The 26,212-nt window shown below is 59.4% G+C and carries 25 protein-coding genes and 1 pseudogene; 6 read left to right on the plus strand and 20 right to left on the minus strand.

The window, feature by feature from the left end; translation table 11 throughout:
• Nucleotides 1-6: 6 nt before the first annotated feature.
• Complete coding sequence (locus K787_RS23425; RefSeq protein ID WP_022963842.1) at nt 7-261, plus strand: cytochrome C oxidase subunit IV family protein; 255 nt, start codon at nt 7-9, stop codon at nt 259-261.
• 127 nt (nt 262-388) lie between these two features.
• Nucleotides 389-703 (plus strand): c-type cytochrome, encoded by a 315-nt coding sequence (locus K787_RS0116110; RefSeq protein ID WP_022963843.1) that lies wholly within the window; start codon nt 389-391, stop codon nt 701-703.
• A 59-nt stretch (nt 704-762) separates the two neighbouring features.
• On the opposite strand, the gene moaA is transcribed toward K787_RS0116110, so the two are convergent.
• From moaA to K787_RS0116155, 9 genes are all read right to left on the minus strand, one after another.
• The gene (gene moaA / locus K787_RS0116115; protein ID WP_022963844.1) at nt 763-1,758 is read right to left on the minus strand and encodes a GTP 3',8-cyclase MoaA; all 996 of its coding nucleotides are present in this window, start codon (nt 1,756-1,758) and stop codon (nt 763-765) included.
• 10 nt (nt 1,759-1,768) lie between these two features.
• Nucleotides 1,769-2,587: a peptidylprolyl isomerase gene (locus K787_RS0116120; RefSeq protein ID WP_022963845.1), complete on the minus strand. Its 819-nt coding sequence runs from the start codon at nt 2,585-2,587 to the stop codon at nt 1,769-1,771.
• Nucleotides 2,584-3,321, minus strand: coding sequence for a respiratory nitrate reductase subunit gamma (gene narI, locus K787_RS23430; RefSeq protein ID WP_022963846.1), 738 nt, complete (start codon nt 3,319-3,321; stop codon nt 2,584-2,586). The genes K787_RS0116120 and narI overlap by 4 nt, the downstream gene beginning before the upstream one ends.
• Before the next feature lie 9 nt (nt 3,322-3,330).
• On the minus strand, nt 3,331-4,065 hold the full coding sequence (gene narJ, locus K787_RS0116130; protein ID WP_022963847.1) for a nitrate reductase molybdenum cofactor assembly chaperone: 735 nt from the start codon (nt 4,063-4,065) through the stop codon (nt 3,331-3,333).
• A 2-nt stretch (nt 4,066-4,067) separates the two neighbouring features.
• Nucleotides 4,068-5,606: a nitrate reductase subunit beta gene (gene narH, locus K787_RS0116135; RefSeq protein WP_022963848.1), complete on the minus strand. Its 1,539-nt coding sequence runs from the start codon at nt 5,604-5,606 to the stop codon at nt 4,068-4,070.
• A gap of 10 nt (nt 5,607-5,616) precedes the next feature.
• Nucleotides 5,617-9,393 carry a nitrate reductase subunit alpha gene (locus K787_RS0116140; protein ID WP_022963849.1) on the minus strand — a complete coding sequence of 1,259 codons (3,777 nt, stop codon included), beginning with the start codon at nt 9,391-9,393 and terminating at the stop codon, nt 5,617-5,619.
• A gap of 88 nt (nt 9,394-9,481) precedes the next feature.
• Complete coding sequence (locus K787_RS0116145; protein WP_022963850.1) at nt 9,482-10,972, minus strand: MFS transporter; 1,491 nt, start codon at nt 10,970-10,972, stop codon at nt 9,482-9,484.
• Nucleotides 10,973-10,994: 22 nt separating this feature from the next.
• Nucleotides 10,995-11,453 carry a universal stress protein gene (locus tag K787_RS0116150; RefSeq protein ID WP_022963851.1) on the minus strand — a complete coding sequence of 153 codons (459 nt, stop codon included), beginning with the start codon at nt 11,451-11,453 and terminating at the stop codon, nt 10,995-10,997.
• A 14-nt stretch (nt 11,454-11,467) separates the two neighbouring features.
• The gene (locus K787_RS0116155; protein WP_022963852.1) at nt 11,468-13,069 is read right to left on the minus strand and encodes an MFS transporter; all 1,602 of its coding nucleotides are present in this window, start codon (nt 13,067-13,069) and stop codon (nt 11,468-11,470) included.
• A gap of 300 nt (nt 13,070-13,369) precedes the next feature.
• On the opposite strand from K787_RS0116155, the gene K787_RS0116160 reads away from it, so the two are divergent.
• Both K787_RS0116160 and narL read left to right on the plus strand, forming a co-directional pair.
• Entirely contained in the window at nt 13,370-15,247 is a 1,878-nt protein-coding gene (locus K787_RS0116160; protein WP_022963853.1) for a histidine kinase, read from the plus strand.
• Entirely contained in the window at nt 15,244-15,924 is a 681-nt protein-coding gene (gene narL / locus K787_RS0116165) for a two-component system response regulator NarL (RefSeq protein ID WP_022963854.1), read from the plus strand. The genes K787_RS0116160 and narL overlap by 4 nt, the downstream gene beginning before the upstream one ends.
• 45 nt (nt 15,925-15,969) lie before the next feature.
• Here narL and K787_RS0116170 read toward each other — a convergent pair whose 3' ends face one another.
• The 10 genes from K787_RS0116170 to K787_RS0116215 all read right to left on the minus strand — a co-directional run bounded on the left by K787_RS0116170 (nt 15,970) and on the right by K787_RS0116215 (nt 23,312).
• On the minus strand, nt 15,970-16,338 hold the full coding sequence (locus K787_RS0116170) for a putative zinc-binding protein (protein WP_022963855.1): 369 nt from the start codon (nt 16,336-16,338) through the stop codon (nt 15,970-15,972).
• A gap of 24 nt (nt 16,339-16,362) precedes the next feature.
• Nucleotides 16,363-16,863 (minus strand): ubiquinone anaerobic biosynthesis accessory factor UbiT, encoded by a 501-nt coding sequence (gene ubiT / locus K787_RS0116175; RefSeq protein ID WP_022963856.1) that lies wholly within the window; start codon nt 16,861-16,863, stop codon nt 16,363-16,365.
• Nucleotides 16,857-17,747, minus strand: coding sequence for a U32 family peptidase (locus K787_RS0116180; RefSeq protein ID WP_028615011.1), 891 nt, complete (start codon nt 17,745-17,747; stop codon nt 16,857-16,859). The genes ubiT and K787_RS0116180 overlap by 7 nt, the downstream gene beginning before the upstream one ends.
• A 23-nt stretch (nt 17,748-17,770) precedes the next feature.
• Nucleotides 17,771-18,766 (minus strand): ubiquinone anaerobic biosynthesis protein UbiU, encoded by a 996-nt coding sequence (gene ubiU, locus K787_RS0116185; protein WP_022963858.1) that lies wholly within the window; start codon nt 18,764-18,766, stop codon nt 17,771-17,773.
• Between the two features lie 68 nt (nt 18,767-18,834).
• On the minus strand, nt 18,835-20,073 hold the full coding sequence (locus K787_RS0116190; protein WP_022963859.1) for a molybdopterin molybdotransferase MoeA: 1,239 nt from the start codon (nt 20,071-20,073) through the stop codon (nt 18,835-18,837).
• Complete coding sequence (gene moaB / locus K787_RS0116195; protein ID WP_022963860.1) at nt 20,070-20,624, minus strand: molybdenum cofactor biosynthesis protein B; 555 nt, start codon at nt 20,622-20,624, stop codon at nt 20,070-20,072. The genes K787_RS0116190 and moaB overlap by 4 nt, the downstream gene beginning before the upstream one ends.
• Nucleotides 20,625-20,770: 146 nt before the next feature.
• The gene (gene moaE, locus K787_RS0116200) at nt 20,771-21,220 is read right to left on the minus strand and encodes a molybdopterin synthase catalytic subunit MoaE (RefSeq protein WP_022963861.1); all 450 of its coding nucleotides are present in this window, start codon (nt 21,218-21,220) and stop codon (nt 20,771-20,773) included.
• 1 nt (nt 21,221) lies between these two features.
• Nucleotides 21,222-21,470 (minus strand): molybdopterin converting factor subunit 1, encoded by a 249-nt coding sequence (gene moaD, locus K787_RS0116205; protein WP_022963862.1) that lies wholly within the window; start codon nt 21,468-21,470, stop codon nt 21,222-21,224.
• Nucleotides 21,467-21,958 (minus strand): cyclic pyranopterin monophosphate synthase MoaC, encoded by a 492-nt coding sequence (moaC, locus tag K787_RS0116210; RefSeq protein ID WP_022963863.1) that lies wholly within the window; start codon nt 21,956-21,958, stop codon nt 21,467-21,469. The genes moaD and moaC overlap by 4 nt, the downstream gene beginning before the upstream one ends.
• Before the next feature lie 97 nt (nt 21,959-22,055).
• The gene (locus K787_RS0116215; RefSeq protein ID WP_022963864.1) at nt 22,056-23,312 is read right to left on the minus strand and encodes an acyl-CoA dehydrogenase family protein; all 1,257 of its coding nucleotides are present in this window, start codon (nt 23,310-23,312) and stop codon (nt 22,056-22,058) included.
• A 327-nt stretch (nt 23,313-23,639) separates the two neighbouring features.
• Here K787_RS0116215 and ahpC point away from each other — a divergent pair, with 327 nt between their 5' ends.
• On the plus strand, nt 23,640-24,203 hold the full coding sequence (gene ahpC / locus K787_RS0116220; RefSeq protein WP_022963865.1) for an alkyl hydroperoxide reductase subunit C: 564 nt from the start codon (nt 23,640-23,642) through the stop codon (nt 24,201-24,203).
• 100 nt (nt 24,204-24,303) lie between these two features.
• Nucleotides 24,304-25,917 carry an alkyl hydroperoxide reductase subunit F gene (gene ahpF / locus K787_RS0116225; protein ID WP_022963866.1) on the plus strand — a complete coding sequence of 538 codons (1,614 nt, stop codon included), beginning with the start codon at nt 24,304-24,306 and terminating at the stop codon, nt 25,915-25,917.
• Between the two features lie 72 nt (nt 25,918-25,989).
• Here ahpF and K787_RS0116230 read toward each other — a convergent pair.
• Nucleotides 25,990-26,212 (minus strand): annotated as a pseudogene (locus tag K787_RS0116230) (methyl-accepting chemotaxis protein); the annotation flags it as partial.

The following is a 26,212-nucleotide window of genomic DNA, read 5'->3' on the forward strand; positions in this document are numbered from 1 at the left end:
TGAACCATGACGCATAGACTGACGCTAAGCTGGCTGAGCCTCCTGGCGCTGACACTGCTTGGCTGGTGGCTCGGGCACCAGCCGACACTCGCGCTGATCCAGGGAGAGTGGCTGTTATGGGCCGTTCTGGTATTGAGCGCAGTGAAAGGCCAGTGGCTGATCGATCACTTCATGGGGATGAAAACGGCGCCCATGGGGTTGCGCCTGGCTGTCAGCGGCTGGCTGCTGGCAGTGCTTGCCGCAATGGCCCTTTTCCTTTGAATCCCCGTCCCGCAATGTCTGGTTATACAAGGAGGCGCGATGCAGACACTTTAACCTTTCCAAATAGGCAATTGATGATATTACTGGTTGTGAAAACACCCAATAAAGACATGATGAGGAAATAATGATGCTGAAAGTTTTATTTGCTTCGACCCTGCTTACCCTTGGCATGACCGGGATGGTCCAGGCCGCTGGCGATGCCGCTGCGGGCGCAGGAAAGTCAGCCGTATGCACCGCCTGCCATGGCGCGGACGGTATCGGCCTGGTGCCGATCTATCCGAACCTGAAGGGTCAACAAGTGGCTTACCTGGAGTCTTCCCTGAAGGCTTACCGAGAGGGCCAGCGCACGGGCGGCAACGCTGCCATCATGACGCCGATGGCCAAGAACCTGAGTGATGAGGATATTGCCGATCTGGCCGCCTACTACGGCGCCATGAAGTAAGGATCTAACCGCAAGACCACGCTGAGACACCATCGCAACTGCGGTGGTGCATCTCAGCGTCATCCCCCGGTTGCATTCATAAACCGGACAATCTGAACCTCGCCATCTGCAGAAAAATCATGATGTGCGGGCTTGCTTTGCAGGGCCTTGGCCAAAGCGGCCTGCAAGGGCACATCAGTGGTTGGGTGGCGCCGCACCAACGCGCGCATGTCGATGGAATTCTCCTGCCCCAGACACAACAACAGACGCCCCTCGGCGGTCATTCGCACACGGTTACAGGTTGCGCAGAAGTTATGCGAGTGCGGAGAGATGAAACCGATGCGGCTGCGCGGGTATCCTTCGACCCGGACATAGCGCGCTGGCCCTCCAGAGTTGTCAGTACTGTCGAGCAATTGATAACGCTGGGCGATCACGGCTCGCACTTCGTCACTGGAACAGAAAGATTCACCCCGCGAACGACCCACATGACCCAGCGGCATTTCTTCGATAAAGGTGATATCCAGCTCACGCGCCAACGCATAATCCACCAGCGCCGGTATCTCGTCCGCATTGCGCCCTTTCATCACCACCACATTGAGCTTGATGCGCTCGAATCCGGCATTACGCGCGGCATCGATACCGTCAAGCACCTGCTGCAGTTCGCCGGTTCGGGTGATAGCGCGGAATTTTGCTGGGTCCAGACTATCGAGACTGATATTCAGGCGCTTGACGCCAGCATCTGCCAACGGTTGCGCCAGCTTGCCCAATTGCGAGCCGTTGGTGGTCATCACCAGTTCGCGCAAGCCAGGCAGCGCGCTGATGCTAGCGCACAGTTCAACTATGCCGCGGCGAACCAGGGGCTCGCCCCCGGTCAGGCGGATTTTCTTCACCCCCTGGGCGACAAACAGCGCCGCCAAGCGCTGCATCTCCTCCAGGGTGAGCACCTGTTGCCGAGGCAAAAAAGTCATATCCTCGGCCATGCAATAGACACAACGGAAATCACAGCGATCAGTCACCGACATACGCAGGTAATCGATGCGTCGACCCAGTCCGTCTATCAATTGTGTATCGGCCATGACTTTTCCCCTATTGCAGCAGTGGTGACGCGGCTCCGCGCATGACGATGCCCTCGATACCCGCCTCACCTATCAGCGTCTCGATGTACTGTACCACGGCTTTTTGCCAAACTCGTTCAGCCAATTCGGCCTGAATACTGTCTCTGACCAGCTCGAAGGGCAATTGTCTTCCATCGATTCGCTGGTCTACCAGGACGATATGAAAGCCATAGCGCGACTCCAGTGGCTGGCCGGCCAGACCTTCATCCAGGCGCAGTAGTTGGCGTTCAAATTCTGCCACCGTTTGCCCCGAACTGATCTGCCCCAAGGCTCCGCCCTGCTCTTTTGACGGGCAGTCCGAGTACTGCGTGGCAAACTCGGCGAAACGGCCGGGCTTGTCACGCAGTTGGTTGAGTAATGTTAGCGCCTGCTCACGGGTGCGGCTGCGCCCGGCAACATCATCCGGCGCAACCGCCAACAGAATATGCCTGGCTGCCACTAGTGGCGCCGAACTGAAGCGCTCTTGGTTGGACTGATAGAACTGCTCGAGAGCCTGCTCATCGACGGCAGGCACCTGTACTTCCAGTTCCAGCAGCCCGCGAATCAGCGCTTCCTCGTCAGTCTCATCGGCCCGATTGAACACTTCAACCCCTAGATACGCCGCGCGCTGCTCCAACAGCTCGCGGATAACCAGCGCCTGTGCGGCAAGAAAAATCGCCTCCTCGCGGGTGTCGGCCGGGTGGTATTGCATCTCCTGGGCGATGGCTTGCGGATCAAGCGGCACACCGTTAATGCTTACCCGTGGCCACTCCTGCCGAGTGCTGCTGGCAATAATGCTGTCGGTGCTCATGATTGCTCCTTGGTGCCCGCAGCGGGACGGACGGAGGCCGCCCTTGAGGGCGAGGACGCTTTGAGTCTGACGATCTGGTAGCTGCGGCCCAAATACCAGACCGGAGCACTGATCATATGCACCAGGCGGGTGAACGGGAACAACACGAACAGACTCAAGCCGAGAAATACATGCAGCTTGTAGATCAGCCCAACCGGCTCGATGGCCGCCGCGCCCAGCAGCGGCTGCAGGGTCAGCGTGTACTGTGCCCAGTTCGCCAGCATGACCATCACGGAACCATCCAGATGCTGCACGGAGAAGAAGATGCTGGTCAGGCCGAGCAGCAATTGCGCCAGCAGTACCCAGAGGATCATGATGTCGGAAAAGCTCGACTGCACCCGTACCCGCGGATTAGTCATGCGCCGATGCAGCAGCATCACCAGGCCAATCAAACACAAGATGCCGAAAAAGCCGCCCGAGACGATCGCCAGCATTTGCTTGCCAGAGGTACTGATCACATGGTGATAGATGGACTCCGGGATCAGCAAGCCGACAAAGTGACCGGCAAAGATAAACAGGATACCAACATGGAACAGGTTGCTGGCCAGACGCATGCCCTTGTTGCCCATGAGCTGACTTGAATGGGCCTTCCAGGTGTACTGGGACAGGTCAAAGCGCGCCCAGCTGCCAATAATGAAGACCGCCAGAGCGACATAAGGGTAGACCCCGAACAACAGAAAATTGAAGTTTGACATGTCTGTCTCCTATGCCCTGCCAGCCGGCACGGCCTTGTCATTGAAATCCACCCAGTGCACCGGGACCGCTATTTCTTCCTTGGACTTGACGTTCGCTGGCCGGGTACCGCAAGCCGCAACGCTGTCGCCATTAAGAAAGGTCACCTGCTCCTCTTCCCATTCCTTATCGAGGGCCTCCAGGCTGTTGTCCGGAATTTCCTCGAGCACTTGCTCGCGAATCGCCGCCATCGCCAGCTCGGGAATGGTGCCAGCAATCTGTAGCAGGGCGCGGAAACAGGCGGCATAGTCCGAACCGCGCTCTTCCAGCCGGCTGGCCAGCAGTGCCAGCAGGTGCTCGACTTCACCCAGTCCGGCGCGTGCCTCTTCGCCGTCACGGGTAGCGAGAAACTCCAGATACAGCGGGATGTAGTCCGGCAACTCCTTTACGCCGATGGCAAAACCAGCGCTTTCATACTGGGCCATCAGATCAACCATCGCCTGGCCACGGTCACGGGATTCGCCGTGCACGTGTTCGAACAGCAGGAGCGACAGGTAGCGACCACGTTCAAATAGCTCGGTATAGGCTTCCTGCACGTCCAGCAGGTCGCTGCTGGCCAGATGGGTGAGCAGCCCAACCAGGTCCTGACGTTGCTCGGGGCTGATCTCGCGGGAGGCCAGAATGGCTTCCTCGAGCTCGGCGCGTGCCTGCTGCACGGCTTCCACCGGATAATCCATCAGCAGGGAAATCACCTTGAGAATCTTCATATTCACTCCTCCCAGAGCTGGACGGTTTTGAGCACATCCCGGCGGTTGGCTTTTTTGCCACCGAACATATTGGTATCGGAACTGCCGGAGCAGCCGCTGCCAAAGCTGAAGCCGCACCCGTTGCGTTCGGCGAACACTTCACTCAGCGCTTCCTCACGGTGCGCGGTGGGAATCACAAAACGGTCCTCGTAATTGGCAATCGCTAGGTAGCGGTACATATCTTCGGCTAACGCGCGGGTCAGACCCACGTCCTCCAGCACCTGCAGATTCTCCACACCCTCGACCTGCTGCGAGCGTTTGTACACGCGCATGGCCAGCAGGCGCTTGAGCGCCAGTTTGACCGGCGCCTCGTCGCCTGCAGTCAACAGGTTGGCCAGATAACGCAGCGGAATGCGCAAGCTATCGACATCCGGCAGTATGCCGTTCATACCCACCTTGCCAGCCTCGGCGGCGTTCTGAATCGGCGATAGTGGCGGCACATACCAGACCATTGGCAGGGTGCGATATTCCGGGTGTAGCGGCAGCGCCAGACGCCAGTCAACCGCCAGTTTGTACACCGGAGAAGCCTGCGCAGCGTCGATGACGGACATCGGTACGCCATCGGCCAGCGCCTGCTCGATCACCGCCGGATCGTGGGGATCAAGGAACAGGCCCAGCTGCTCTTCATACAGGTCCTGTTCGCTGGGCGTGCTGGCTACTTCATGGATGCGGTCGGCGTCATACAAGAGCACCCCGAGGTAACGGATGCGACCGACGCAGGTTTCCGAGCACACAGTGGGCATACCGGCTTCGATGCGCGGGTAGCAGAAGATGCATTTTTCCGACTTACCGCTCTTCCAGTTGAAGTAGATCTTCTTGTACGGGCAGCCACTAATACACATGCGCCAGCCGCGGCACTTCTCCTGGTCGATCAGCACGATGCCATCTTCCTCACGCTTGTAGATCGCACCGCTCGGGCAAGCTGCGGCGCAGGTGGGATTCAGGCAGTGTTCGCACAGGCGCGGCAGGTACATCATGAAAGTATTTTCGTACTCGCCGTATATGTCCGCCTGGATCTGATCGAAGTTCTGATCCTTGCGTCGCTTGGCAAATTCAGTACCCAGAATTTCCTCCCAGTTGGGGCCCCACTCGATCTTCTCCATGCGCTTGCCACTGATCGCAGAGCGCGGCCGTGCAGTCGGTTGGTGCTTGGATGACGGCGCAGTGTGCAGATGCTGATAGTCGAAGTCGAAGGGTTCGTAATAATCATCGATGGTCGGCATATCCGGGTTGGCGAAAATATTCGCCAGCACCCGAAACTTGCCACCAATACGCGGATTGATCGAGCCATCGGCATTGCGCTTCCAACCGCCCTTCCACTTGGTCTGGTTCTCCCACTCTTTCGGGTAACCGATGCCAGGCTTGGTTTCGACGTTGTTGAACCAGGCGTATTCCATGCCCTCGCGACTGGTCCAGACGTTTTTACAGGTGACCGAGCAGGTGTGGCAGCCGATGCACTTGTCCAGATTTAATACCATTCCTACTTGTGAACGAATTTTCATGGCCGGTTCCTCACTCGATATCCTGTGGCAGGGGCTGTGGCAGGGATTCCCCGCCGAGGCCACCCAGTTCGACGTCATCCAGCCAGTCGATCTTGTCCATCTTGCGCACCACAACGAACTCGTCGCGGTTGCAGCCGACGGTGCCGTAATAGTTGAAGCCCCATGACTGCTGCGCGTAGCCGCCAATCATGTGCGTAGGCTTGAGCACCACCCGGGTAACCGAGTTGTGATGGCCGCCACGGGTGCCGGTCATTTCACTGCCAGGCATGTTCACGATGCGTTCCTGGGCGTGATACATCATCACCATCCCTTCCATCACCCGCTGACTGACCACCGCACGGGCGACCAGCGCGCCATTGGCGTTGAAGCATTCAACCCAGTCGTTGTCCTCGATCCCGGCCTTGACCGCGTCGACTTCGGACAACCAGATGATCGGGCCACCGCGGCTCAGGGTGAGCATGATCAGGTTGTCGGAATAGGTGCTGTGGATACCCCACTTCTGGTGCGGCGTGATCCAGTTCAGCACGATCTCGCTATTGCCATTGGGCTTCTTGCCCAGCACGTAACCGGTGGTGCGGGTGTTGACCGGCGGCCGATAACTCATCAGCTGCTCACCGAAGGCCTGCATCCAGGGGTGATCCTGGAAGAACTGCTGACGGCCGGTGATGGTGCGCCAGGGTATGTACTCGTGCACGTTGGTGTAGCCGGCGCTATAGCTCACATGATCATCTTCCAGGCCGGACCAGGTCGGGCTGGAAATGATCTTGCGCGGCTGCGCCTGAATATCCCGGAAGCGGATCGCCTCGTGCTGTTTGCCCACCGCCAGATGGCTGTGGTCACGACCGGTGAACTTCGACAGCGCTTCCCAGGCCTTGACCGCCACGTGGCCGTTGGTTTCCGGGGCCAACGAGAGAATCACTTCGCAGGCATCGATTGCGCTATTGATCTGCGGGCGGCCCTGGCTGATACCCTCATCCAGCACTTCGTGATTAAGCTGCCCAAGGAACTCGACTTCGTGATCAGTATTCCAGCTGATGCCCTTGCCGCCGTTACCCAGTTTCTCCAGCAAGGGTCCGAGGGAGCTGAACTTCTTGAAGGTGTTGGGGAAATCGCGTTCGACCACGACCATGTTCGGGCAGTTCTTGCCCGGCACCGGTGCTTCGCCAGCGGTCTTCCAGTCGGTGCCGCCAAACGGCTGAGCCAATTCGCCGGGGCTGTCATGTAGCATCGGGATGCTTACCAGGTCCTGTTCCACACCCAGCTCGCCCTCGGAGATTTCCGAGAACTTTTTGGCGATCGACTTGTAGATATCCCAGTCGGACCGGGATTCCCAGGCCGGATCGATAGCCGCGGACAGCGGATGAATGAACGGATGCATATCCGAGGTATTCATGTCGTCCTTTTCGTACCAGGTCGCGGTCGGCAGGACGATGTCGGAGTACACGCAGGTCGACGACATACGGAAGTCCAGGGTGGTCACCAGATCGATCTTGCCAATCGCGCCCTCCTCCACCCAATCGGCTTCGGTCGGCTTGAGCCCGTCGCGCTTGCCCACATCTTCGTTCATCACGCCATGCCTGGGCGTACCCAGCAAGTACTTGAGCATGTATTCGTGGCCCTTGCCGGAACTGCCCAACAGGTTGGAGCGCCAGATAAACATGTTGCGCGGGAAGTTATCGCTGTTGTCCGGCTCCTCGCAGGCAAACCGCAGACTGCCATCCTGCAGACTCTGCAGTGCATATTCCTTGGGATCCATGCCTTTGGCCGCCGCCTCGCGGCAAATTGCCAGCGGGTTACGGTTGAACTGCGGCGCACTCGGGAGCCAGCCGCCACGCTCGGCGCGGATGTTGTAGTCGAGCATGTGCTCGGGAAACTGCGACTTGTCGGCCAGCGGCGAAAGAATCTCGTGCACGCTCATCTTCTCGTGGCGCCATTGCGAGCTGTGGCTGTAGAAGAAGCTGGTGCCGTTCATCTGCCGCGGCGGACGGCTCCAATCCAGACCAAAGGCCAGCGGTAGCCAGCCCGTTTGCGGGCGCAGTTTTTCCTGGCCAACATAGTGTGCCCAGCCGCCGCCAGTCTGACCCACGCAGCCACACAACATCAGCATGTTGATCAGCCCGCGGTAGTTCATGTCCATGTGGTACCAGTGGTTCATCGCCGCGCCGACGATGATCATCGAGCGGCCTTTGGTCTTGTCGGCGTTATCGGCAAACTCACGCGCTACCTGGATGACTTTCTCGCGGCTGACGCCGGTGATCTGCTCTTGCCAGGCCGGGGTACCCGGTACGCTGGCATCGTCATAGCTGCTAGCCACGTTGGCGCCACCCAGCCCACGATCAATACCCAGGCCGGCGGCCTGAATGTCGAATACGGTGGCCACGCGCAACTGCCTGCCATCGCCCATGTTCAACAGACGGCTGGGCAGATGGCGGTACTGGATCTCTTCACCATCGGCCTGCTGGAAGTGATCGTGCAACTGGCCACCGAAATACGGGAAGGCCACATTGACCACTTCACCCTTATCGATCTGGGTGAGTTGCAGCGACACCTCACGGCCTTCGCCACCCTCACGCGCCTCGATATTCCACTTGCCTGACTCGCCCCAGCGGTAACCGATGGAACCTAGCGGCGAGACCAATTCATCGGTGGTGCTGTCGACGGCGATGGTTTTCCATTCTGGATTGTTATCCTGGCCCAACTGGTCGTCCAGATCCGACGCACGCAGGAAGCGCGTTGGCTTGAAGCCCTGATCAGTTTCTTCGAGCAATACCAGCATCGGCAGGTCGGTGTAGCGGCGCACGTAATCGGTAAAGTACGCGCTCGGATTCTCCAGGTGAAATTCCTTGAAGATCACATGATTGAACGCTTGCCCCAGGGCCGCGTCGGTACCCTGCTTGGGATTCAGCCAGAGGTCGGTCAATTTGGCGACTTCGGAGTAATCCGGCGTGATCGAGACGGTCTTGGTGCCCTTGTACCGGACTTCGGTAAAGAAGTGCGCATCGGGGGTCCGTGTCTGCGGCACGTTGGAACCCCAGGCAATGATGTAGTTGGAGTTGTACCAGTCGGCCGATTCCGGCACGTCGGTCTGCTCGCCCCAGGTCATCGGCGAGGCCGGCGGCAGATCGCAGTACCAGTCATAGAAACTCAGGCACACGCCGCCGATCAGCGACAGGTAACGGCTGCCTGCGGCGTAGCTGACCATCGACATCGCTGGAATTGGCGAGAAGCCAACCACGCGGTCCGGGCCATACTGCTTGACGGTATAGACGTTGGCTGCGGCGATGATTTCGGTCACCTCGTCCCAGCTCGAGCGGATAAAACCACCCAGCCCGCGTTCGGCCTTGTAGGAGGTCGCCTTGGCTTGATCCTCGACAATACTGCGCCAGGCATCAACCGGCGCCATGGTGGTACGCGCGTCACGCCACAGCTTGAGCAATGCCTTGCGCACCTTGGGGTATTTAAGGCGGTTGGCGCTATAGATGTACCAGCTGTAGCTGGCCCCGCGCGGACAGCCGCGCGGCTCATGGTTTGGCAGGTCCGGGCGGGTGCGCGGATAGTCGGTCTGCTGGGTCTCCCAGGTAATCAGACCGTTCTTGACGTAGATCTTCCAGGAACAGGAACCGGTGCAGTTCACGCCGTGGGTCGAGCGCACGATCTTGTCGTACTGCCAACGGGCGCGGTAGACGTTTTCCCAGTCGCGCGATTCGATGCGCGTTTCACCGTGTCCATCGGCGAATTCGTCCTGCTTGCGGTTGAAGAAGCGTAGCTGATCGAGCAAGTGGCTCATGGTGTTTCTCCTCATTCGGTCTGGTCTTCGCCGGACCGGCTATCACGTAGTTACAGGGCACCGCGACGCGGCGCACACAGGTTCGTATTCAGACCACTTTCTGCGCGTTCAGGGCCTCCAGTTCGCGGTCCACCGAGGACACGTAATATTCTTCCGAGAACGCCCCTTCAGGCTCCTTGAGCCAGAGCAGGCAGAGGCCGAAGCTGACGAAGGCGCCCGCAGCGATGATCAGGAAGAACTGCGATGGGGTAACAAAGGTGTACAGGGTCAGGTAGCAGACTGCGCCGACGTTGCCGTAGGCCCCGGCCATGCCGGAGATCTGCCCGGTAACCCGGCGTTTGATCGAAGGAATGATGCCGAAGGTGGCGCCCTCCGCACCCTGAACGAAGACCGAGCAGGCCACGGTAATGAACACCGCGACAAACAGCGGCCACTTCTCATTCATCAGGCCCATGAACAGGAAACCCAGGCCGATGCCGAACATATAGGCGAGCATGACGAAGCGCCGATTGCCCATGCGGTCAGAGACCATCCCGCCCATGGGCCTGGCGACCAGGTTGACGAAGGCGAAGGAGGCAGCAATAAGCCCAGCCACCGTGGGTGTCAGGCCCCAGGTCATTTCGAAGAACATGGGCAGCATGGACACCACTGCCAGCTCGGCGCCAAAGTTGGCGAAATAGGTGGAGTTCAGTGCCGCGACGCTGTTGAAGGGGTATTTGTCGTCCTCAGGTACGCCTTTTTTCAGAATCGGGACATTCACCCTGAGAATCTGTACCACCTGGTAGACCACCACCGCAGCAATGACCGCGTAGCAGATCCAGGCACCGGTCTCGGACAGGTAACCCATGCCTTCCACGCGCCATACCAGGATCGCCAGCACCCCGACCATCGGGATAGTCCAGGCGATCAGTTTGATCATATCCGCCCAGGTGCTGACCTCCAGCGCCGCGGTCTTGTGCGGCTTGCGATGGATAGTGCCGACGGGGCCGTCGGTTATCGCAAACCAGTAGTAAACGCCGTAGACCGCCATGATGATCGCCGAACTGGCCACCGCCCAGCGCCAGCCGTCCGGCCCACCAAAGGCGTGGATGGCAATGGCCGGCAGCGTCATTGCGGCTGCGGCGGAACCGAAGTTACCCCAGCCAGCGTAAAAGCCCTCGGCAAAACCGATGTCCTTGGGCTTAAACCACATCGCGGTCATATGAATACCAACAACGAAGCTGGCACCTACCGAGCTCAGAATCAGACGCGACACCAATAGCTGGACCCGCGTGTCGCCAAAGGCGAAGAACAACGCCGGCAGCGCCATGACCACCAGCAGGATCGAAAACACCCGGCGCGGGCCAAAGCGGTCGAGCGCCATGCCGACGATGATGCGCGCCGGAATGGTCAGCGCCACGTTGGCAATGGCAAACAGCTTGATATCTTCGGGGGTCAGCCAGTTCAGGCTCTTGAGCATGCTCGATGCCAAAGGCGCCATGCCGAACCAGACGAAGAAGCTGATGTAGAACGCCAGCCAGGTCAGGTGCAGGGCTTTTATCTCCGGCCGTTTCCACTGGAAAATCTCTGCCACTTTCATACTTCATTCTCCACTTTGCGCATCACGGGCAGGCCTGGATCAGTACCGGACAGGGCGCCCGGCGAGCCAGAAAGGCGCTGACACTGCCAAACGTCATGTAATCGAGCTCATCCACCAGCAGGTTGAGCGAACGCGAGATGAAACCGCCGTCGGGCTCCTGGCTGTGGCGGGCGATGACCAGCAGGTCTGGTTTTTTGTGCTCGACTGCCTTAAGGATCATCTTGCGCACGTCCCCTTCGGCGATAATCACTTCGGCATCCAGGCCCTGCTCAACAACCTGTTCGGCTGCCAGGCGCAGGTAGCCCTCAAATTCAGCCCGCTGCTCCTGATAGCTTTGATTGGCCACACCGCTGGTATCCAGACTCTCCTCCACGACGCCGACCAGCATGATCAGCGGCTTCAGCGGTTTGAACATGTCGATGGTGTTCTGCAGTGCCGTGATGGCGTTGCGGGAGTGGTCATAGGCAATCATGATTCGCATATCCGGTACTCCGCTCAGGGGTTTTTGACGTAGGCATTGGGGCGCAGGTAGAACCACCAGTTGAGTACCAGACAGAGTGCGTAGAACACCGCAAACCCGTACATGGCCACCTCAGGGGTACCCGCCTTGACCTGCTCGCCGATGACGATGGGGGCAACAAAGGCGCCGTAGGCCGCCACTGCCGAGGTCCAACCCAGTACGGGGCCGGCCTTCTCGCGGTCGTAGATCACCCCAATGGTGCGGAAGGTCGAACCGTTGCCGATGCCGGATGCCGCGAACAGCACCAGAAACAGCAGCAGGAAGAGGAAGAAATACTGCTCTGGATGCGTCGAGCTGTAGGCCAGTTGCATCACGTAGCCTGCGGCAACGGACGCAGCCACCATGACCACGGAGATGACCTGGGTCACGATCGAACCGCCGACCTTGTCGGAGATCCAGCCGCCCAGCGGTCGGATCAGCGCCCCGACAAAGGGACCGATCCAGGCATAGGTCAGCGCGCTCGGAGCATTGGGGTTAAGCACGCGGGTCACGCTGCCATCGAGGGCGACTTCATTCAGGTAGCCGAAGATCACCGTAATCGACAGCGGCAGAGCCATGGAAAAGCCGATAAAGGAGCCGAACGTCAGAATGTAAAGCACGCTCATGGACCAGGTGTGTTTATCCGAGAAAATCTGGAACTGGCGTTTGATATTCGGTTTGATGCTGCCTGGCAGCATGCGCAGGATGAACAGGGTCAGACCCATGATCAGGATCATGGCCACCCACATGTTCAGCACGCCGAGCCCGGTGGGCGCCGGCAAGTACAGATACAGCCCCAATCCGGCGGTAGCAAAGCCCACCGCATAGAGTCCAAGGATCTTGCCAAAGGCCGATAACGGGTTTCCGGGATTGGGCGTGATAGTCCGCAGGTTGTTCATGCCGAACCAACCGGCAAAGCCCAGCGGGATAAGAAATACTACCCATATCCAGCCGGCATTCTGTATCCAGGTTTCAGTACCGGCGGCGATACGGCCGATCAGGGTTCCACTGTCACTGAGCAGCGTCATCGAGCCGCCAGCGAAGGCACCGAACACGCCTGCTGTCATCACCAGCGGAATCAGAATCTGCATAGTGGTGACACCGAAGTTACCCAGACCAGCGTTCAGGCCCAGGGCCAGGCCTTGCTGATTCTTCGGGAAGAAACCACTTATATTGCTCATTGAGCAGGCAAAATTGCCGCCGCCAATACCGGACAGGAACGCCAACAACTGGAATACCCACAGCGGCGTATCCTGACTTTGCAGGGCCATCCCCGCGCCGGCAGCCGGGATTACCAACAGCAGCGTGGTGAGGAAAATGGTGTTGCGCCCGCCGGCGATGCGAATCATGAAGGACGCCGGTATGCGCAACGTGGCTCCGGTCAAACCGGCAATCGCGGTGAGGGTAAAGAGTTCCGCCGGGGCGAACGGGAAGCCCAGGTTGATCATCTGCACCGTGACGATGCCCCACATCAACCAGATGGCAAAACCCATTAACAAGCTGGGAATGGAAATCCACAGATTGCGATTCGCTATTTTCTTGCCGCGACTATCCCAGAAGTCCGGGTCTTCCGGGTTCCATTTTTCGATATCGGTCATACTGCGCCCTTCCCTATTGCCTGCTGTGCCATCGTCCGACGTCCCGGAGCGGTGGGGATGGCTGGCACCGTAGAGCGCGACCACTTTGCTTAACTTGACCTAGATCAATATTTGGTGGGCCGCAGCAATGCCATAACAGGCCCTATACCTCCTTTGGGATACTCCCAAAATCAAATAAAATTTCAATATAATCATTAGCTTGAAAAAGCCAAAAGAGATCGACCAGCTCACCCCGCACGGCACCGTGGCTTAAGGGGTATACTCCCGCCAATGCAGGATTTTCCCATGGAGCCGCCCTAGATGATGACGCCCAGTACGCGCAACGAATCCGAGGCAAGTGATGCGAACTTACCTGCACCGCGCCATTCGATCGTGTTCAGTACCATGGTCGCGTTCGTCATCATTATTTGCGTGACCCTTGTCAGCATGATCGGCGGTCTGCATATGGCCGACTCTCTGGAGGGCGATGCCGGGGCCATAAATCAGGCCGGGAGCCTGAGAATGCAGGCATATCGCCTCGCCTTGATCGCCGACCAGGACCCCACCACGCTGGAACATAAGCTACAGGCGATGGATGCTACGCTGGGGTCGGCTTCTATCGAGGCGGCGCTGCTACGACATGATGGTAGCGGCCTGAGACAGCTGCACACGCAGGCGCTGGAACAGTGGCAGCAGACCATGCGGCCGCTGCTGCAAACGCCCGCCGGAGCGGCTGCGTTCCGCGCCGAGGTGCCGCAGTTCGTCGCGCAGCTGGATCAATTCGTCCAGACCCTGCAGGAGTCGTCGGAGAAGAATCTGGAAATCATCCGTGCCCTTCAAGTGGGCACCCTCTTTGTAACCGTACTGATTGCGTTTTTGCTGATCTTCGCGCTGAACAACAAACTGGTAACGCCGTTGCGCCAGTTGACCGCCATGGCACGGCAGATAAGTCGCGGTAACTTCACCGGCCAGGTGAGCGTGGCCGGAGACACAGAATTAAGCATGCTTGCGCGCACGCTAAACCAGATGAACCAGGAGCTGGCCAGTCTGTATGCCGAGATGGAAAGCAAGGTCGACGAAAAAACCGCCGCACTGACCCGCAGCAACGCCACCCTGCAATTGCTTTTCGACAGCGCCCGCTTGCTCTATAGCCGTCCGGACGAGCCGGTGCTGATAATGGGCCGGCAACTGTCGAAAGTCCGTGACATCCTCGGTTGCGGGCCCGTTTCACTGTGCCTGAACCGGGTCGCCGAGGCCGGCAGTCACACCGCGATGACCTCTACCAGCTTGCAGCCGCCAGCGTACTGCAAACTACCCGATTGTCAGGCGTGCCCGGTGAACCACAAAGGCGCTCAACTAGCATCGGGTAGCCTCCTGATCAGTTTCGACTTGCGTTCCGGGCAGACTGAGCTTGGGGCGCTGCGTATCGAGCAACCGCCAGGAGAGCAGCTCGAGCCCTGGCAAACGCGACTGATGATCACGCTCGCAGACCTCTACGCGGCCTGCCTTATCTTGAGCGATCAGGGCCAGCAACAAGCCAGAATGGCATTGATGGAAGAACGCGCAGTGATCGCGCGCGAGCTGCACGACTCGCTCGCCCAGTCGCTGTCCGCGCAGAAATTACAACTAGCCAGGCTTAAGCGCCAGACGGCTAAGGGATGTGCCCCGGCAGAGCTGACCGAGACCATGGAGGAGATCGAGCGAGGCCTCAACGCGGCCTACCGGCAGTTGCGCGAGCTGCTCACCACCTTCCGTATCAAGGTCAACGAGCCAGGACTGAAGCCGGCATTGCAGGCCACAGTGAAAGAGTTCGGGGCCAATTCGGGGGTCGACATCCAGATGGACTACCGGCTCGACCATTGCCCCCTGACGCCCAACGAGGAAATCCATTGTTTGCAAATTGTCCGCGAGGCGCTGAGCAACGTGGTCAAACACGCCCAAGCAAAATCCTGCGCTCTGAGATTGACACAGGACAAACAGGGCACTATTCACGTCACCGTCGATGATGACGGGGTCGGCATTGCCGAGGCGATCTCTCCGGCAGGGCATTATGGCGTCAGCATATTGATCGAGCGCGCCAATAGCCTCAATGGAACACTGACCATTACCCCGCGCGAGGTAGGCGGCACACGCGTGTACCTGCGTTTCCCGCCAGACTATCGCCTACTCAATCTGAAACAGGAGCGGACCGGATCATGACCGAGCATGCCAGTGCTACCGACACCCCGGCAGAAGACCCGATTAAAATACTGCTGGTGGACGACCATCCCATGATGCGCAGGGGCCTACGCGATTTACTCGCAATGGAAGATGACATGGACCCGGTCGGCGAGGCCGGGAGCGGCCCGGACGCTCTGCGCATGACCATCGAGCTGGAACCCGATCTGATTCTGCTAGACCTGAACATGCCCGGCATGGACGGTCTGGAAACCCTGCGGCAGATGCGTGATCAACAGGTCGACGCGCGGATCATCATGTTCACTGTATCGGATGATCAGAGCGATGTGCTCGAAGCCCTGCGTCACGGCGCCGACGGCTACCTGCTCAAGGACATGGACCCCGATGCACTCGTCGAACACGTGCGTCTGGCGGCACGCGGCAAGCTGGCCCTGAGCCCAGAGCTGACGATGGTGCTGGCCGAAGCCCTGCGCGAGCGACCTAAAACCCAGTCACAGGTTCAGGCAGCCAACCTGACCAAGCGCGAAAAGGACGTACTGAAGCTGATCACCAAGGGCCTGAGCAATAAAATGATCGCGCGCCGGCTGGATATTGCCGAAGGCACGGTAAAAGTCCACGTGAAGCGGCTGCTGAACAAGCTCGGCATGCGTTCACGCACCGAAGCGGCGGTCTGGGTAGTGGAAAACAATATCGCCTGAACGACGTTAGTCGAGCGAGGCGCAACCCCGTCAGCGTGGCCCGATCTACCTTTGCAGCCGCCAGATCATGTCCACCAGCTTGTCCTCGAGCTGGTCGGCCTGAAACTCGCTGCAGTCTTCGCCGAAGCGTTTGCGCAGGCCAAAATCACCCAGCATGACATGCAAATCCGGCTCTACGCCCGCTTGATGCAAACAGGCTTTCGCACACTGCAACTTGCATCCGTCGATCGCTACAATCGGGCGGCCAGACTGGGCGGTACGGACCAGCGCCGGCACACCCCCACCGACCCCGGCGATACAGGACATTTCAGCAATCCCGCTGCGATCGAGTCGCAGCGCCAGGGTATTGGCCAACTGCGCCACATTCGAGCAGCCAGAGCACGAGTAGATCAACGGGTCGGTCTTGTTCAGCATGGCCGCCTCCTTTGCAGTGATAGGTCAGGCTGGGTGCGGCGGTACCGGCGGACACTCGTCGGCCGCAACGCCCGCGCCCAGCCAGCGCAAAACCCGCCACAGGCGCGGTGGCAGTTCCTCGGGATCGAGGCTGTCGATCAGATTCTTGATCTCCAGACCCAGTTCGGTGTCACCCTCAATGGTCAAGCGTCGGCGGAAAAACAGGGTGTCAGGATCTTCATGGCGACTGGCCAGTAACAGAAACTCCCGCCAGTTACCGCGAATCAGCAGATCTGCCGATGCATGCTCGCCTAGCTGCAGACCCAGACGCCCACGCGTCACATTCCAGGCCAGGCCCAGGTCCGCAACTTCAAGACGCAACCAGCGGCCCTGCAGGCAAGCAAAGCTGCCGTCCGCCAGCGGCTCGGCAAACAGGCTGGCCATGGCCTGCTCTATCAGCAGCCGCTGCAGCACAAAGGGCGCATGACGGCCCAGACCCAGCAATGGCCCTGTCGCCCGTAGCGCCAGGTGTACGGGGCTCAACATAGACCCGCCTCTTCGACCCGCAGCATGCCGGGCTGGCCATACCAGTAGCCGTTACAACCATCTACTGCCAGCGGTGGCTCGGCGCCACGTCTGACCTGATCAAAACTGCTGATCACCTTTTCCATGCCCGTTGCTGCAGGGCTGAGGCGCAACATGTGAATCCCCAGCGCCTGCATGCGCGGGTATTCGGCGAGCAGATTACTGATGCCGGCAGACAGGGTCTGGATACCGTTGAGGGTAAACAACGGCTGCCCTTCCTGGCTCAGTAGTGGCATGCCTTCGGGGTAGTCCTGGCAGATAAAACCACAGTCGTCCTTCGGGCGATTCTCGGCCCGCGCGGTAAAACAGCGTGCGGAGTACGCCAGGGGTAAATAGCCCCAGGCGTAGATTTCGATCTCTGGCAACCCCAGCCCTTGCTGACGTGCCTGACAGATGAGATCACGCAGCAACGCCTCGGAGCATTCTACCGGCGGCACCCAGCGCGTCATGCCCAGCCGCACCAGCTCGTCCAGGGCGTAGGCGTTATACAGATTCAGTGATGGACCGCCGGTGAACTCGACGCCGGAGCGACTGAGATACTGCACTGCGGCCATATCATTGGCCTCCACACGGATCTCGCCGTTGTCGCACAACCTGCGCAGGGTGGAGAGTTCGGACGCCGCCTCGATCAGCGCCATGCCGGAGATCACCAGCTCGGCAGCGGTTTCGCTGCGCAGGTCGCGGGCCAACCCAAGCCAATCGTCAAGGGACAGCGCGCGGCGTTTGGAGCAGACCGTCTCGCCGAGATAAATGGCGTCAAGCGGCTGCGTAGCCATGCTCGCGTAAAAATCCATGGTTGTCTGGCGACTCCAGTAGAACAGAATCGGTCCCATCGAGAGGTTCATCTGTTTGCGTTCCTCATTGCCGCTCATTGCCATGGCCGGTGATAGGCACCCAGGGTGGTCTGACTGCCCTCGGATAATTTCTCCAGCATACGGTTCCAGCTCGCATCCACCGCGAACCCTGTTGGGTTTGCCGCATAGCAATCCAGCGCCTGGCGCCAGACCTGGGTGACTTGTTCAACATAGCTGGGGCTGCGCTGGCGCCCTTCAATCTTGACTGCAGTAACACCGATGGCGGCCAACTGCGGAATCAGATCCAGGGTATTGAGACTGGTCGGTTCCTCCAGCGCATGAAAACGTTTGCCATTGACCATAAAGCGCCCCTTGCACAGGGTCGGATAGCCCGCCGCCTCGCCATCGGCGTAGCGATCAATCAACACCTCATTAAGTCGCGAGACCAGCGCTTCGGGCTCTTGGCTCCAGCGCACGGCACTGGCCGGTGAACAGACCCCGCACAGGTTCGGCGATTGCCCGGTGACATAAGAGGACAAGTGACAACGCCCCTCGGCCATGATGCACAGACTGCCAAAGGCAAAGACCTCGACCGGTACCGGACTGGCCTCAGCCACCTGGCGTACCTGATTCAGCGATAGCACCCGCGGCAGCACTGCGCGGCGGATGCCGTAGTGCTGGTAGTAAAAATCCAGCGCCGCGGCATTGGTCGCCGAGCCTTGTACCGACAGGTGCAACGGCAGTTGCGGATGCGTCCGACGGGCATAGGCCAGCACCCCGGGGTCGGCGGCAATCAGGGCATCCGCCCCCAGGTCGGCAGCCTGATCGACGGCGCGCTGCCAGCGCGGCCAGCCATCCGGTAGCGCGTAGGTATTAACGGCGATATACAGCTGCTTACCGGCACTGCGAATCAACTGCAGTCCGCTTTCCAATTGTTTTTCAGTAAAATTCAGACCAGCAAAATGGCGCGCGTTGGTATCATCGCGAAATCCGGTATAGACCGCATCGGCGCCCTGCCGAATGGCGGCTTTCAATGCCGGCAGACTGCCGGCGGGACAGACCAGTTGCATAAAATGGCTCCCTGACTCAGATCAAACGGCACTTTGCCGTAGCAGGTGTGTTCGGTCCTTGATACGGATCAATACTGCAGTTCAGCCAGGGGCCAATAACGAACCAAATCACCCTGACCCAGTGTCGCGCCCGCGCCAATATCGGCCAGACCATCCGCCCAGCTGGCGGCCGCGAGCATGGCTGAACCCTGGTGCGGATGCACAACCACCTCCTGGCCTGCGCTGCTCGGCTGCAGCCTGGCACGCAGGAACTGACGCCGGGGTTTGGCCTTGGGCCAGTCGAAGGCGGCCGGCATCAACCAGCCCGTCGGCGCCAGCTCATCGCGCCCCTGGGCCTTGAGCAACCAGGGTCTGGCGACCATCAACGCGGTGACCCAGACCGCCACCGGGTTGCCGGGCAGCCCAATCCAGGGGATACCTGCGACCTCACCGAAGGCCAGCGGCTTGCCAGGCTGGATTGCCAACTGCCACACATCCAGCCGCCCCAGCTGACGCACCGCCGCCTTTAAATGATCCTCTTCCCCCACCGACACGCCACCAGAGCTGATCAATACGTCGGCGTTAGCCGCAGCGGCCAACAGCTGGTCGCAGGTCTGTGGCAGGTTGTCGGGCATGACCCGACTCTCGCTGATCTCGCAGCCCCAGCCCTGTAGCAGATTGGCCAGGGTATGCCGGTTGGCGTCGTAGATCTGGCCTGCAGCGAGTGGCTGACCTAGCTCGCACAGCTCATCACCGCTGCTCAATAACGCCACGCGCAGCGGCCGGTGTACCGCGACCCAATCGATACCCTGACTGGCCAATAGCCCCAGATCATGGGCACGTAGGCGTCGGCCGGCAGACAACAACGGAGCACCCGCACGCAACTCCTCGGCCCGCTGCCGCACATGTTGCCCGACCCTGACCGCCGGCAGATGCACCGCGCCAGCCTCAAGCTGACAGTCTTCCTGGGCGACCACGGTGTCGGCCAACGCGGGTAAGGGTGCGCCGGTAAAAATGCGCAAAGCGTGACCCGCGGTCAGGGTGGCCGCCGCCTCGCCCGCGGCACTGCGCCCAGCCAAGGGTAACCAACCGCCTTCGGCCGGCAGGTCAGCGGCGCGCAAGGCATAACCATCCATGGCACTATTGTTCCAGGCCGGACTATCCATGCGCGCCAACAGCGGCTCTGCGAGTATCCGCCCGCAGGCGGCAGCCAGCACCACCCGTTCAACCGCTGGCGCTGCGGGTGTCTGGCTCAGTAGCCGGGCTATGGCCTCATCGACGGACAACCAGCTGTGCCTCTGCGGTCGCTCGCAGTCACAGCCACTCATGCTCGAGTACCACAGCAAGCCAGCGCCTGCGTCTCAGCCGAGCCCAGGTGCGGTACCACATTGCAGGGTTTGCTGCGCGAATCCAGTTGTGCTTCCAGAATGCCATCCCAAGCCGTGCGGCAGGCCCCCGGTGAGCCGGGCAGACAGCAGATCAGCGTGCCATTGGCAAAACCGGCAAGAGCACGAGACTGCACAGTGGAGGTACCTATGTCGGCATAGGACAGTTGACGGAATAACTCGCCAAAGCCATCCATCAGCTTGTCGAGCAACGGGGTAACCGCCTGCGGCGTATTGTCCTGCGCTGAAAAGCCGGTACCACCGGTAATCAGCACCACCTGTATGCGCGGATCAGCAATCCACTGGGACAGCTGTGCACGCAGCAGATAAGTGTTGTCGATACACAGCTGGCGGTCAGCTAACTGATGACCCGCCGCGTGCAGACGATCGACCAAGGTCTGGCCGGCGTCGTCGGTTGCCAGTGAACGGGTATCGCTGACGCTGAGCACGGCTATCGGTAGCGCGATGAATTCAGTCTGACGCAGGTGAGCCATGGGGGCTGCTCCGTTGGAATTTACGGCAGCATGCCAAGGCCTGGGGCAGAACTGTATTCCCCCTTGGGGGTAGCCGGCGGGGGCATTGTGGGGAGTCTTTGCGGGGACTTTTCTATGCTATTGGGGGCTAGCGAGCTATCGACGGGCTAGCGCCACTTGTCCAGGGCCTGACTATCGCTGTCCCGGGCATCCACCCAGCGCGGTCCGTCGGCGCTGTCTTCTTTCTTCCAGAACGGCGCACGGGTTTTCAGGTAATCCATAATGAACTGGCAGGCGTCGAAGGCCGCCGCTCGATGGGCCGAGCTGACACCAACAAAGACGATTGGCTCGCCGGGCTCAAGGCGCCCCACGCGGTGCAGCACCTCAACGCTGAGCAACGGCCAGCGCCCCTGCGCCTCATCAACGATTATCTGCAGGGCCTTTTCGGTCATGCCCGGATAATGCTCCAGCAGCATGCCCGCGACCTCCTGCCCGTCGTTGAAATCACGCACATAACCGGTAAAACCGACCACCGCGCCCACCCCCAACTGCTGGGCATGCAGACGGTTAAGCATAGCGCCTGGGTCAAAACTGGCTGTTTGTACTGTAATGGCCATCTCAGCCACCGGTCACAGGCGGGAAAAAGGCCACTTCGTCACCGTCCCGCAGCGGCGTATCAAGGCTGACCATGTCCTGATTGAGGGCGCACATCAGCCGCGGTTCGGCGAGCACCTGCCAGGCCCCGCCACGGCTCAGCAAACTGTCACGCAGAGCACGCAGCGTGTCCAGTTCAGGTGTCCACTCCAGCTGCTGCTGATCAACCCCGAGCAGTTCGCGGTAACGGGCAAACAGCTGCAGGCTAATCATAACGACTCTCCGGCGTGCTGTGCTTCTGCCTGAAAGTGCCCGCTCTTGCCGCCGGTCTTTTCCAGCAAACGGGTCGATTCGATGACCATGCCTTTGTCCACCGCCTTGCACATATCATAGAGAGTCAAGGCGGCAATGCTGGCAGCGGTCAATGCTTCCATTTCCACCCCGGTTTGCCCGGCCAGCTTGCAGCGCGCGGTAATCCGCACAGCATTGGGCAACTCAGCACTCAGCTGCACCTTGATGCTGGTCAGCAGCAAGGGGTGGCAGAGGGGGATCAGTTCATGCGTGCGTTTGGCCGCCATGATGCCGGCAATACGCGCCACGGCAAACACATCACCTTTAGGGTGGCCGCCCTGCTGGATCATCGCCAGGGTTTCCGGGCGCATGCGCACCAGGGCTTCGGCCACGGCCTCGCGCTCGCTGTTGGCCTTGGCGGTAACATCGACCATATTGGCCTCGCCCTGGGCATTCAGGTGCGTCAACATCGGCATATCCTGTTCTGTAGTCATGACCACTACTGTACCGAAATCCCGACGATCGGGCATTACCTCTGTGGAGGCATGCCCGGATCTAGTTAAGCGCTCAGCGCCGCAGGCTGTCAGGTGGCGTCAGGTAGTCACTGCTGCTGCCGCGTCGGTCCTTGCCGGCGTCAATTTCCAACCGGGCGATGCTGCGCAGGTGCACTTCGTCCGGGCCATCAGCAATCCGCAGCGCGCGCGAGGCTATCCACAGGTCCGCCAAGGGTGTATCGGGGGTCAGGCCCATGGCTCCGAATACCTGCATGGCCCGGTCTACTACCCCCGCCAGCATACTCGGCACCACGGCCTTGATCATGGCAATTTCCCGGCGCGCGGCCTTGGCGCCTACTTCATCAATCATCCAGGCGGTTTTCAGCACCAGCAGACGGGCCTGTTCGATCTCCATGCGCGAGCGGGCAATCCAATCGCCGATACTGCCGTGCTGATGCAGATAGCGCCCGAAGGTCTTGCGCTCCTGGGCCCGGTCGACCATCAGCTCCAGCGCCAATTCGGCCATACCGATGGCCCGCATGCAGTGGTGTACACGACCGGGTCCCAGCCGGGCCTGAGCCATCATAAAGCCGTCGCCCTCGGCGCCTAACAGATTGCTGACTGGCACCCGCACATTGCGCAGCAGCAGCTCACTGTGGCCTTCGGGAGCGATATGGTGCATTACCGGAATATTGCGCAGCAGCTCTACCCCCGGCGTATTGAACGGCACAATGATCATGCTCTGCTGGCGGTGTGCGTCGGCCTCGGGGTCGGTCTTGCCCATCACGATCAGAAAAGCGCAATCCGGATGCGAGGCATTGGTGATAAACCACTTGCGGCCGTTGATCACATAGTCGTCGCCCTCACGGCGGATCAGCGTCTGGATATTGCTCGCATCGGATGAAGCCACATCCGGCTCGGTCATGGCGAAAGCCGAGCGTATCTCCCCGGCCAACAATGGCTGCAGCCATTGGCGGTTCTGCTGCGGGCTGGCAAACAGGTGCAGCAGCTCCATATTGCCGGTGTCCGGCGCATTGCAATTGAACACCTCGGAGGCCCAGCTGACGCGGCCCATGATTTCTGCCAGCGGTGCATAGTCAAGGTTACTGAGGCCGCGACCCGGCTCGTCAGCTTTCAGGCTGGGCAAAAACAGATTCCACAGCCCTTCTTGCCTGGCCAGCGCCTTGAGGTCGGCCATGAAGGACACCGGGTATTGACCGGCTGCCACTTCCTGCTGCCAAGCGCCAATGCGCGGAACTATATGGCTATCGAGAAAGTCCCTGAGTTGTTGACGCAGGGCCTGGGTGTTGGCGTTATAGGCAAAATCCATGATTCACTCCCTATCCAATACTGTGATTGTTGCAGTTTCGGCAACCGTGCAACACTTGTCACAAAGCGCTGGCAGGATGGCGGAAACTGGCTAACGCGGTCTGGAACAGGTACCTTAGACCGTGGCTACCCACAGTTGAATTGATTTTATGAATGTTGGAATTGATCCAAATCAAAGTAGATTATTCAGCCAGCCCCATGAATAATAAATCATCAATAGTTTTTACCTATACACCGCTTAGCCTTAACTTATTTCAATTTTGCTCACCAGCCCCGTATATTTAGTCCTTCTTTCAAACCTACCAATCAACTCTATGAGGAGTTACTAATGTCCGTTATCAATACTCAAGTCAAACCTTTCAAAGCCCAGGCTTACAAGCACGGCGAATTCATCGAAGTGACCGAAGCCGACATTCAGGGCAAATGGTCCGTGTTCTTCTTTTACCCTGCTGACTTCACCTTCGTCTGCCCGACCGAGCTGGGTGACGTAGCTGATTACTACGACGAGTTTCAGAAAATGGGCGTGGAAATCTATTCCGTTTCTACCGACACCCACTTCACTCACAAAGCGTGGCACGATAGCTCCGAAACTATCGGCAAAATCCAGTACACCATGATCGGTGACCCGACTGGCGCCATCACCCGTAACTTCGACAACATGCGCGAAGATATGGGCCTGGCTGACCGTGGTACCTTCATCATTGACCCACAGGGCATCATCCAGGCAGTTGAAGTGACCTCCGAAGGTATCGGCCGTAACGCCGAAGACCTGATGCGCAAGGTCAAGGCCGCTCAGTATGTTGCTGCCCACCCTGGCGAAGTATGCCCGGCCAAGTGGAAAGAAGGCGAAGCCACTCTGGCTCCCTCGCTTGACTTGGTAGGCAAGATCTAAGTATTGCCAGATAACCCGTCCCGCCGGGGAGCTATGCTCCCGGTAGGCGGGCCGGGTTTTTTATCGCCTGCATTTAACCAATTTAAGGACGGACACGCATATGTTGGACGCGAATCTGAAGAAGCAACTGGACACGTACCTGCAGAATATCGTTACCCCGATAGAGCTCAGCGTGTCCGTGGATGAAAGCCCCAAGAGCAAAGAGCTGAGCGAACTGGCGAGCGAAATCGCCGAGATGTCGCCAAAAATCGCTCTGAACTGGATTGAAGCTGAGCGCACGCCAAGCATGAGCATCGCGCAGAGCGGCGTACCGCCCCGCATCAGCTTCGCCGGTTTGCCCATGGGTCACGAATTTACTTCACTGGTATTGGCCTTGCTGCAATCCGGTGGCCATCCGTCAAAGGCCGATCCGGTGCTGCTCGAGCAGATCCGCCATCTGACCGGCGAGTACCATTTCGAAACCTATATTTCGCTGTCATGCCAGAACTGCCCGGACGTCGTCCAGGCGCTGAACCTGATGGCCACGCTGAATCCGAATATCACCCATGTGATGGTCGACGGCGCGCTGTTCCAGGACGAAGTGGAAAAACGCCAGATCATGGCAGTGCCTTCGGTCTATCTGAACGGCCAGCCTTTCGGCCAGGGCCGCATGACCCTGCCAGAAATCGTCAACAAGCTGGATACCGGTGCAAGCAAGCGCAAGGCTGCCGAGCTGAGCGCCAAAGAGCCCTATGAAGTGCTGATTATCGGTGGCGGCCCAGCCGGCGCTGCGGCGGCAATCTATGCCGCGCGTAAGGGTATTCGTACCGCACTGGTAGCCGAACGTTTTGGTGGTCAGGTAATGGACACCATGGGCATCGAGAACTTCATTTCGGTCAACTACACCGAAGGCCCCAAGCTGGTCGCCAGCCTGGAAGAACACGTCAAGGAATACGATATTGAAGTGTTTACCGAGCAGACTGCCAACCGCCTGAGCGCAGCAACCGCTGAGGGCGGTTATGTACAGCTGGAGCTGGAAAGCGGCGCCAAGCTGTCCGGCCGCTCGGTCATTCTCGCCACCGGTGCGCGCTGGAGAGAAATGAATGTGCCCGGCGAACAGCAGTATCGCGGCAAGGGCGTGGCTTATTGCCCGCATTGCGATGGTCCGTTATTCAAGGGCAAGCGCGTGGCCGTGATCGGTGGCGGTAACTCGGGCATCGAAGCGGCTATCGATCTGGCTGGCATCGTCGAGCACGTGACCGTACTGGAATTTGCCGATACCCTGCGCGCCGATGAAGTGTTACAGCGCAAGGCGCGCTCCATGCCGAACATCAAGATTATCAAGAACGCGCAAACCACCGAAGTACGCGGTGACGGCAACAAAGTTGTCGGCCTGACCTACACCGATCGCGCCACGCAGGAAAACCAGCAGGTAGATGTTGCCGGTATTTTCGTGCAGATCGGTTTGATCCCTAACACGGATTGGCTCAAAGGCGGCCCGGTAACACTGAGCAAGCATGGCGAGATCGAGATCGACAGTCGTGGCGCTACTTCCCTGCCCGGCGTATTTGCCGCAGGCGATGTGACCACAGTGCCGTTCAAGCAGATCATCATCGCCATGGGCGCCGGCTCTACCGCCGCCCTGGGTGCTTTTGATTACCTGATCCGAACACCGGCCCCGCAGAACGCGGAAACTGAAAGCAAAGCAGCGCAGCCAAGCAGCGTACCCGCCTGATTAAACCCGCAGGCACAAAAAAGCCGCGCCCTATTGGGTGCGGCTTTTTATTGCCCGCTTTTAGCTTGAGGCTTACAGCTTGAAGCGATTGACCAGGTCGTTCAGATCCACGGCCAAGCGTGACAACTCTCGGCTGGAGCTGCTGGTTTGCTCCGCCCCTGCCGCCGACTGGGTGGACAGATCTCGAATATTAACCAGATTGCGATCCACTTCCCGCGCTACCTGCGCCTGCTCTTCAGCTGCACTGGCAATCACCAGGTTGCGCTCGTTAATCTGGGCGGCGGCAAAAACTGAG

This window comes from Halopseudomonas pelagia CL-AP6 (assembly GCF_000410875.1).
In the GTDB taxonomy this organism is placed as follows: Bacteria; Pseudomonadota; Gammaproteobacteria; order Pseudomonadales; family Pseudomonadaceae; genus Halopseudomonas; species Halopseudomonas pelagia.

Excerpts from the sequence above, each read along its gene's own strand:
- K787_RS23425 (WP_022963842.1), top strand. The coding sequence starts at position 7 with ATGACGCATAGACTGACGCTAAGCTGGCTGAGCCTCCTGGCGCTGACA.
- K787_RS0116110 (WP_022963843.1), top strand. The coding sequence starts at position 389 with ATGCTGAAAGTTTTATTTGCTTCGACCCTGCTTACCCTTGGCATGACC.
- moaA (WP_022963844.1), bottom strand. The coding sequence starts at position 1,758 with ATGGCCGATACACAATTGATAGACGGACTGGGTCGACGCATCGATTAC.
- K787_RS0116120 (WP_022963845.1), bottom strand. The coding sequence starts at position 2,587 with ATGAGCACCGACAGCATTATTGCCAGCAGCACTCGGCAGGAGTGGCCA.
- narI (WP_022963846.1), bottom strand. The coding sequence starts at position 3,321 with ATGTCAAACTTCAATTTTCTGTTGTTCGGGGTCTACCCTTATGTCGCT.
- narJ (WP_022963847.1), bottom strand. The coding sequence starts at position 4,065 with ATGAAGATTCTCAAGGTGATTTCCCTGCTGATGGATTATCCGGTGGAA.
- narH (WP_022963848.1), bottom strand. The coding sequence starts at position 5,606 with ATGAAAATTCGTTCACAAGTAGGAATGGTATTAAATCTGGACAAGTGC.
- K787_RS0116140 (WP_022963849.1), bottom strand. The coding sequence starts at position 9,393 with ATGAGCCACTTGCTCGATCAGCTACGCTTCTTCAACCGCAAGCAGGAC.
- K787_RS0116145 (WP_022963850.1), bottom strand. The coding sequence starts at position 10,972 with ATGAAAGTGGCAGAGATTTTCCAGTGGAAACGGCCGGAGATAAAAGCC.
- K787_RS0116150 (WP_022963851.1), bottom strand. The coding sequence starts at position 11,453 with ATGCGAATCATGATTGCCTATGACCACTCCCGCAACGCCATCACGGCA.
- K787_RS0116155 (WP_022963852.1), bottom strand. The coding sequence starts at position 13,069 with ATGACCGATATCGAAAAATGGAACCCGGAAGACCCGGACTTCTGGGAT.
- K787_RS0116160 (WP_022963853.1), top strand. The coding sequence starts at position 13,370 with ATGATGACGCCCAGTACGCGCAACGAATCCGAGGCAAGTGATGCGAAC.
- narL (WP_022963854.1), top strand. The coding sequence starts at position 15,244 with ATGACCGAGCATGCCAGTGCTACCGACACCCCGGCAGAAGACCCGATT.
- K787_RS0116170 (WP_022963855.1), bottom strand. The coding sequence starts at position 16,338 with ATGCTGAACAAGACCGACCCGTTGATCTACTCGTGCTCTGGCTGCTCG.
- ubiT (WP_022963856.1), bottom strand. The coding sequence starts at position 16,863 with ATGTTGAGCCCCGTACACCTGGCGCTACGGGCGACAGGGCCATTGCTG.
- K787_RS0116180 (WP_028615011.1), bottom strand. The coding sequence starts at position 17,747 with ATGAACCTCTCGATGGGACCGATTCTGTTCTACTGGAGTCGCCAGACA.
- ubiU (WP_022963858.1), bottom strand. The coding sequence starts at position 18,766 with ATGCAACTGGTCTGTCCCGCCGGCAGTCTGCCGGCATTGAAAGCCGCC.
- K787_RS0116190 (WP_022963859.1), bottom strand. The coding sequence starts at position 20,073 with ATGAGTGGCTGTGACTGCGAGCGACCGCAGAGGCACAGCTGGTTGTCC.
- moaB (WP_022963860.1), bottom strand. The coding sequence starts at position 20,624 with ATGGCTCACCTGCGTCAGACTGAATTCATCGCGCTACCGATAGCCGTG.
- moaE (WP_022963861.1), bottom strand. The coding sequence starts at position 21,220 with ATGGCCATTACAGTACAAACAGCCAGTTTTGACCCAGGCGCTATGCTT.
- moaD (WP_022963862.1), bottom strand. The coding sequence starts at position 21,470 with ATGATTAGCCTGCAGCTGTTTGCCCGTTACCGCGAACTGCTCGGGGTT.
- moaC (WP_022963863.1), bottom strand. The coding sequence starts at position 21,958 with ATGTTGACGCACCTGAATGCCCAGGGCGAGGCCAATATGGTCGATGTT.
- K787_RS0116215 (WP_022963864.1), bottom strand. The coding sequence starts at position 23,312 with ATGGATTTTGCCTATAACGCCAACACCCAGGCCCTGCGTCAACAACTC.
- ahpC (WP_022963865.1), top strand. The coding sequence starts at position 23,640 with ATGTCCGTTATCAATACTCAAGTCAAACCTTTCAAAGCCCAGGCTTAC.
- ahpF (WP_022963866.1), top strand. The coding sequence starts at position 24,304 with ATGTTGGACGCGAATCTGAAGAAGCAACTGGACACGTACCTGCAGAAT.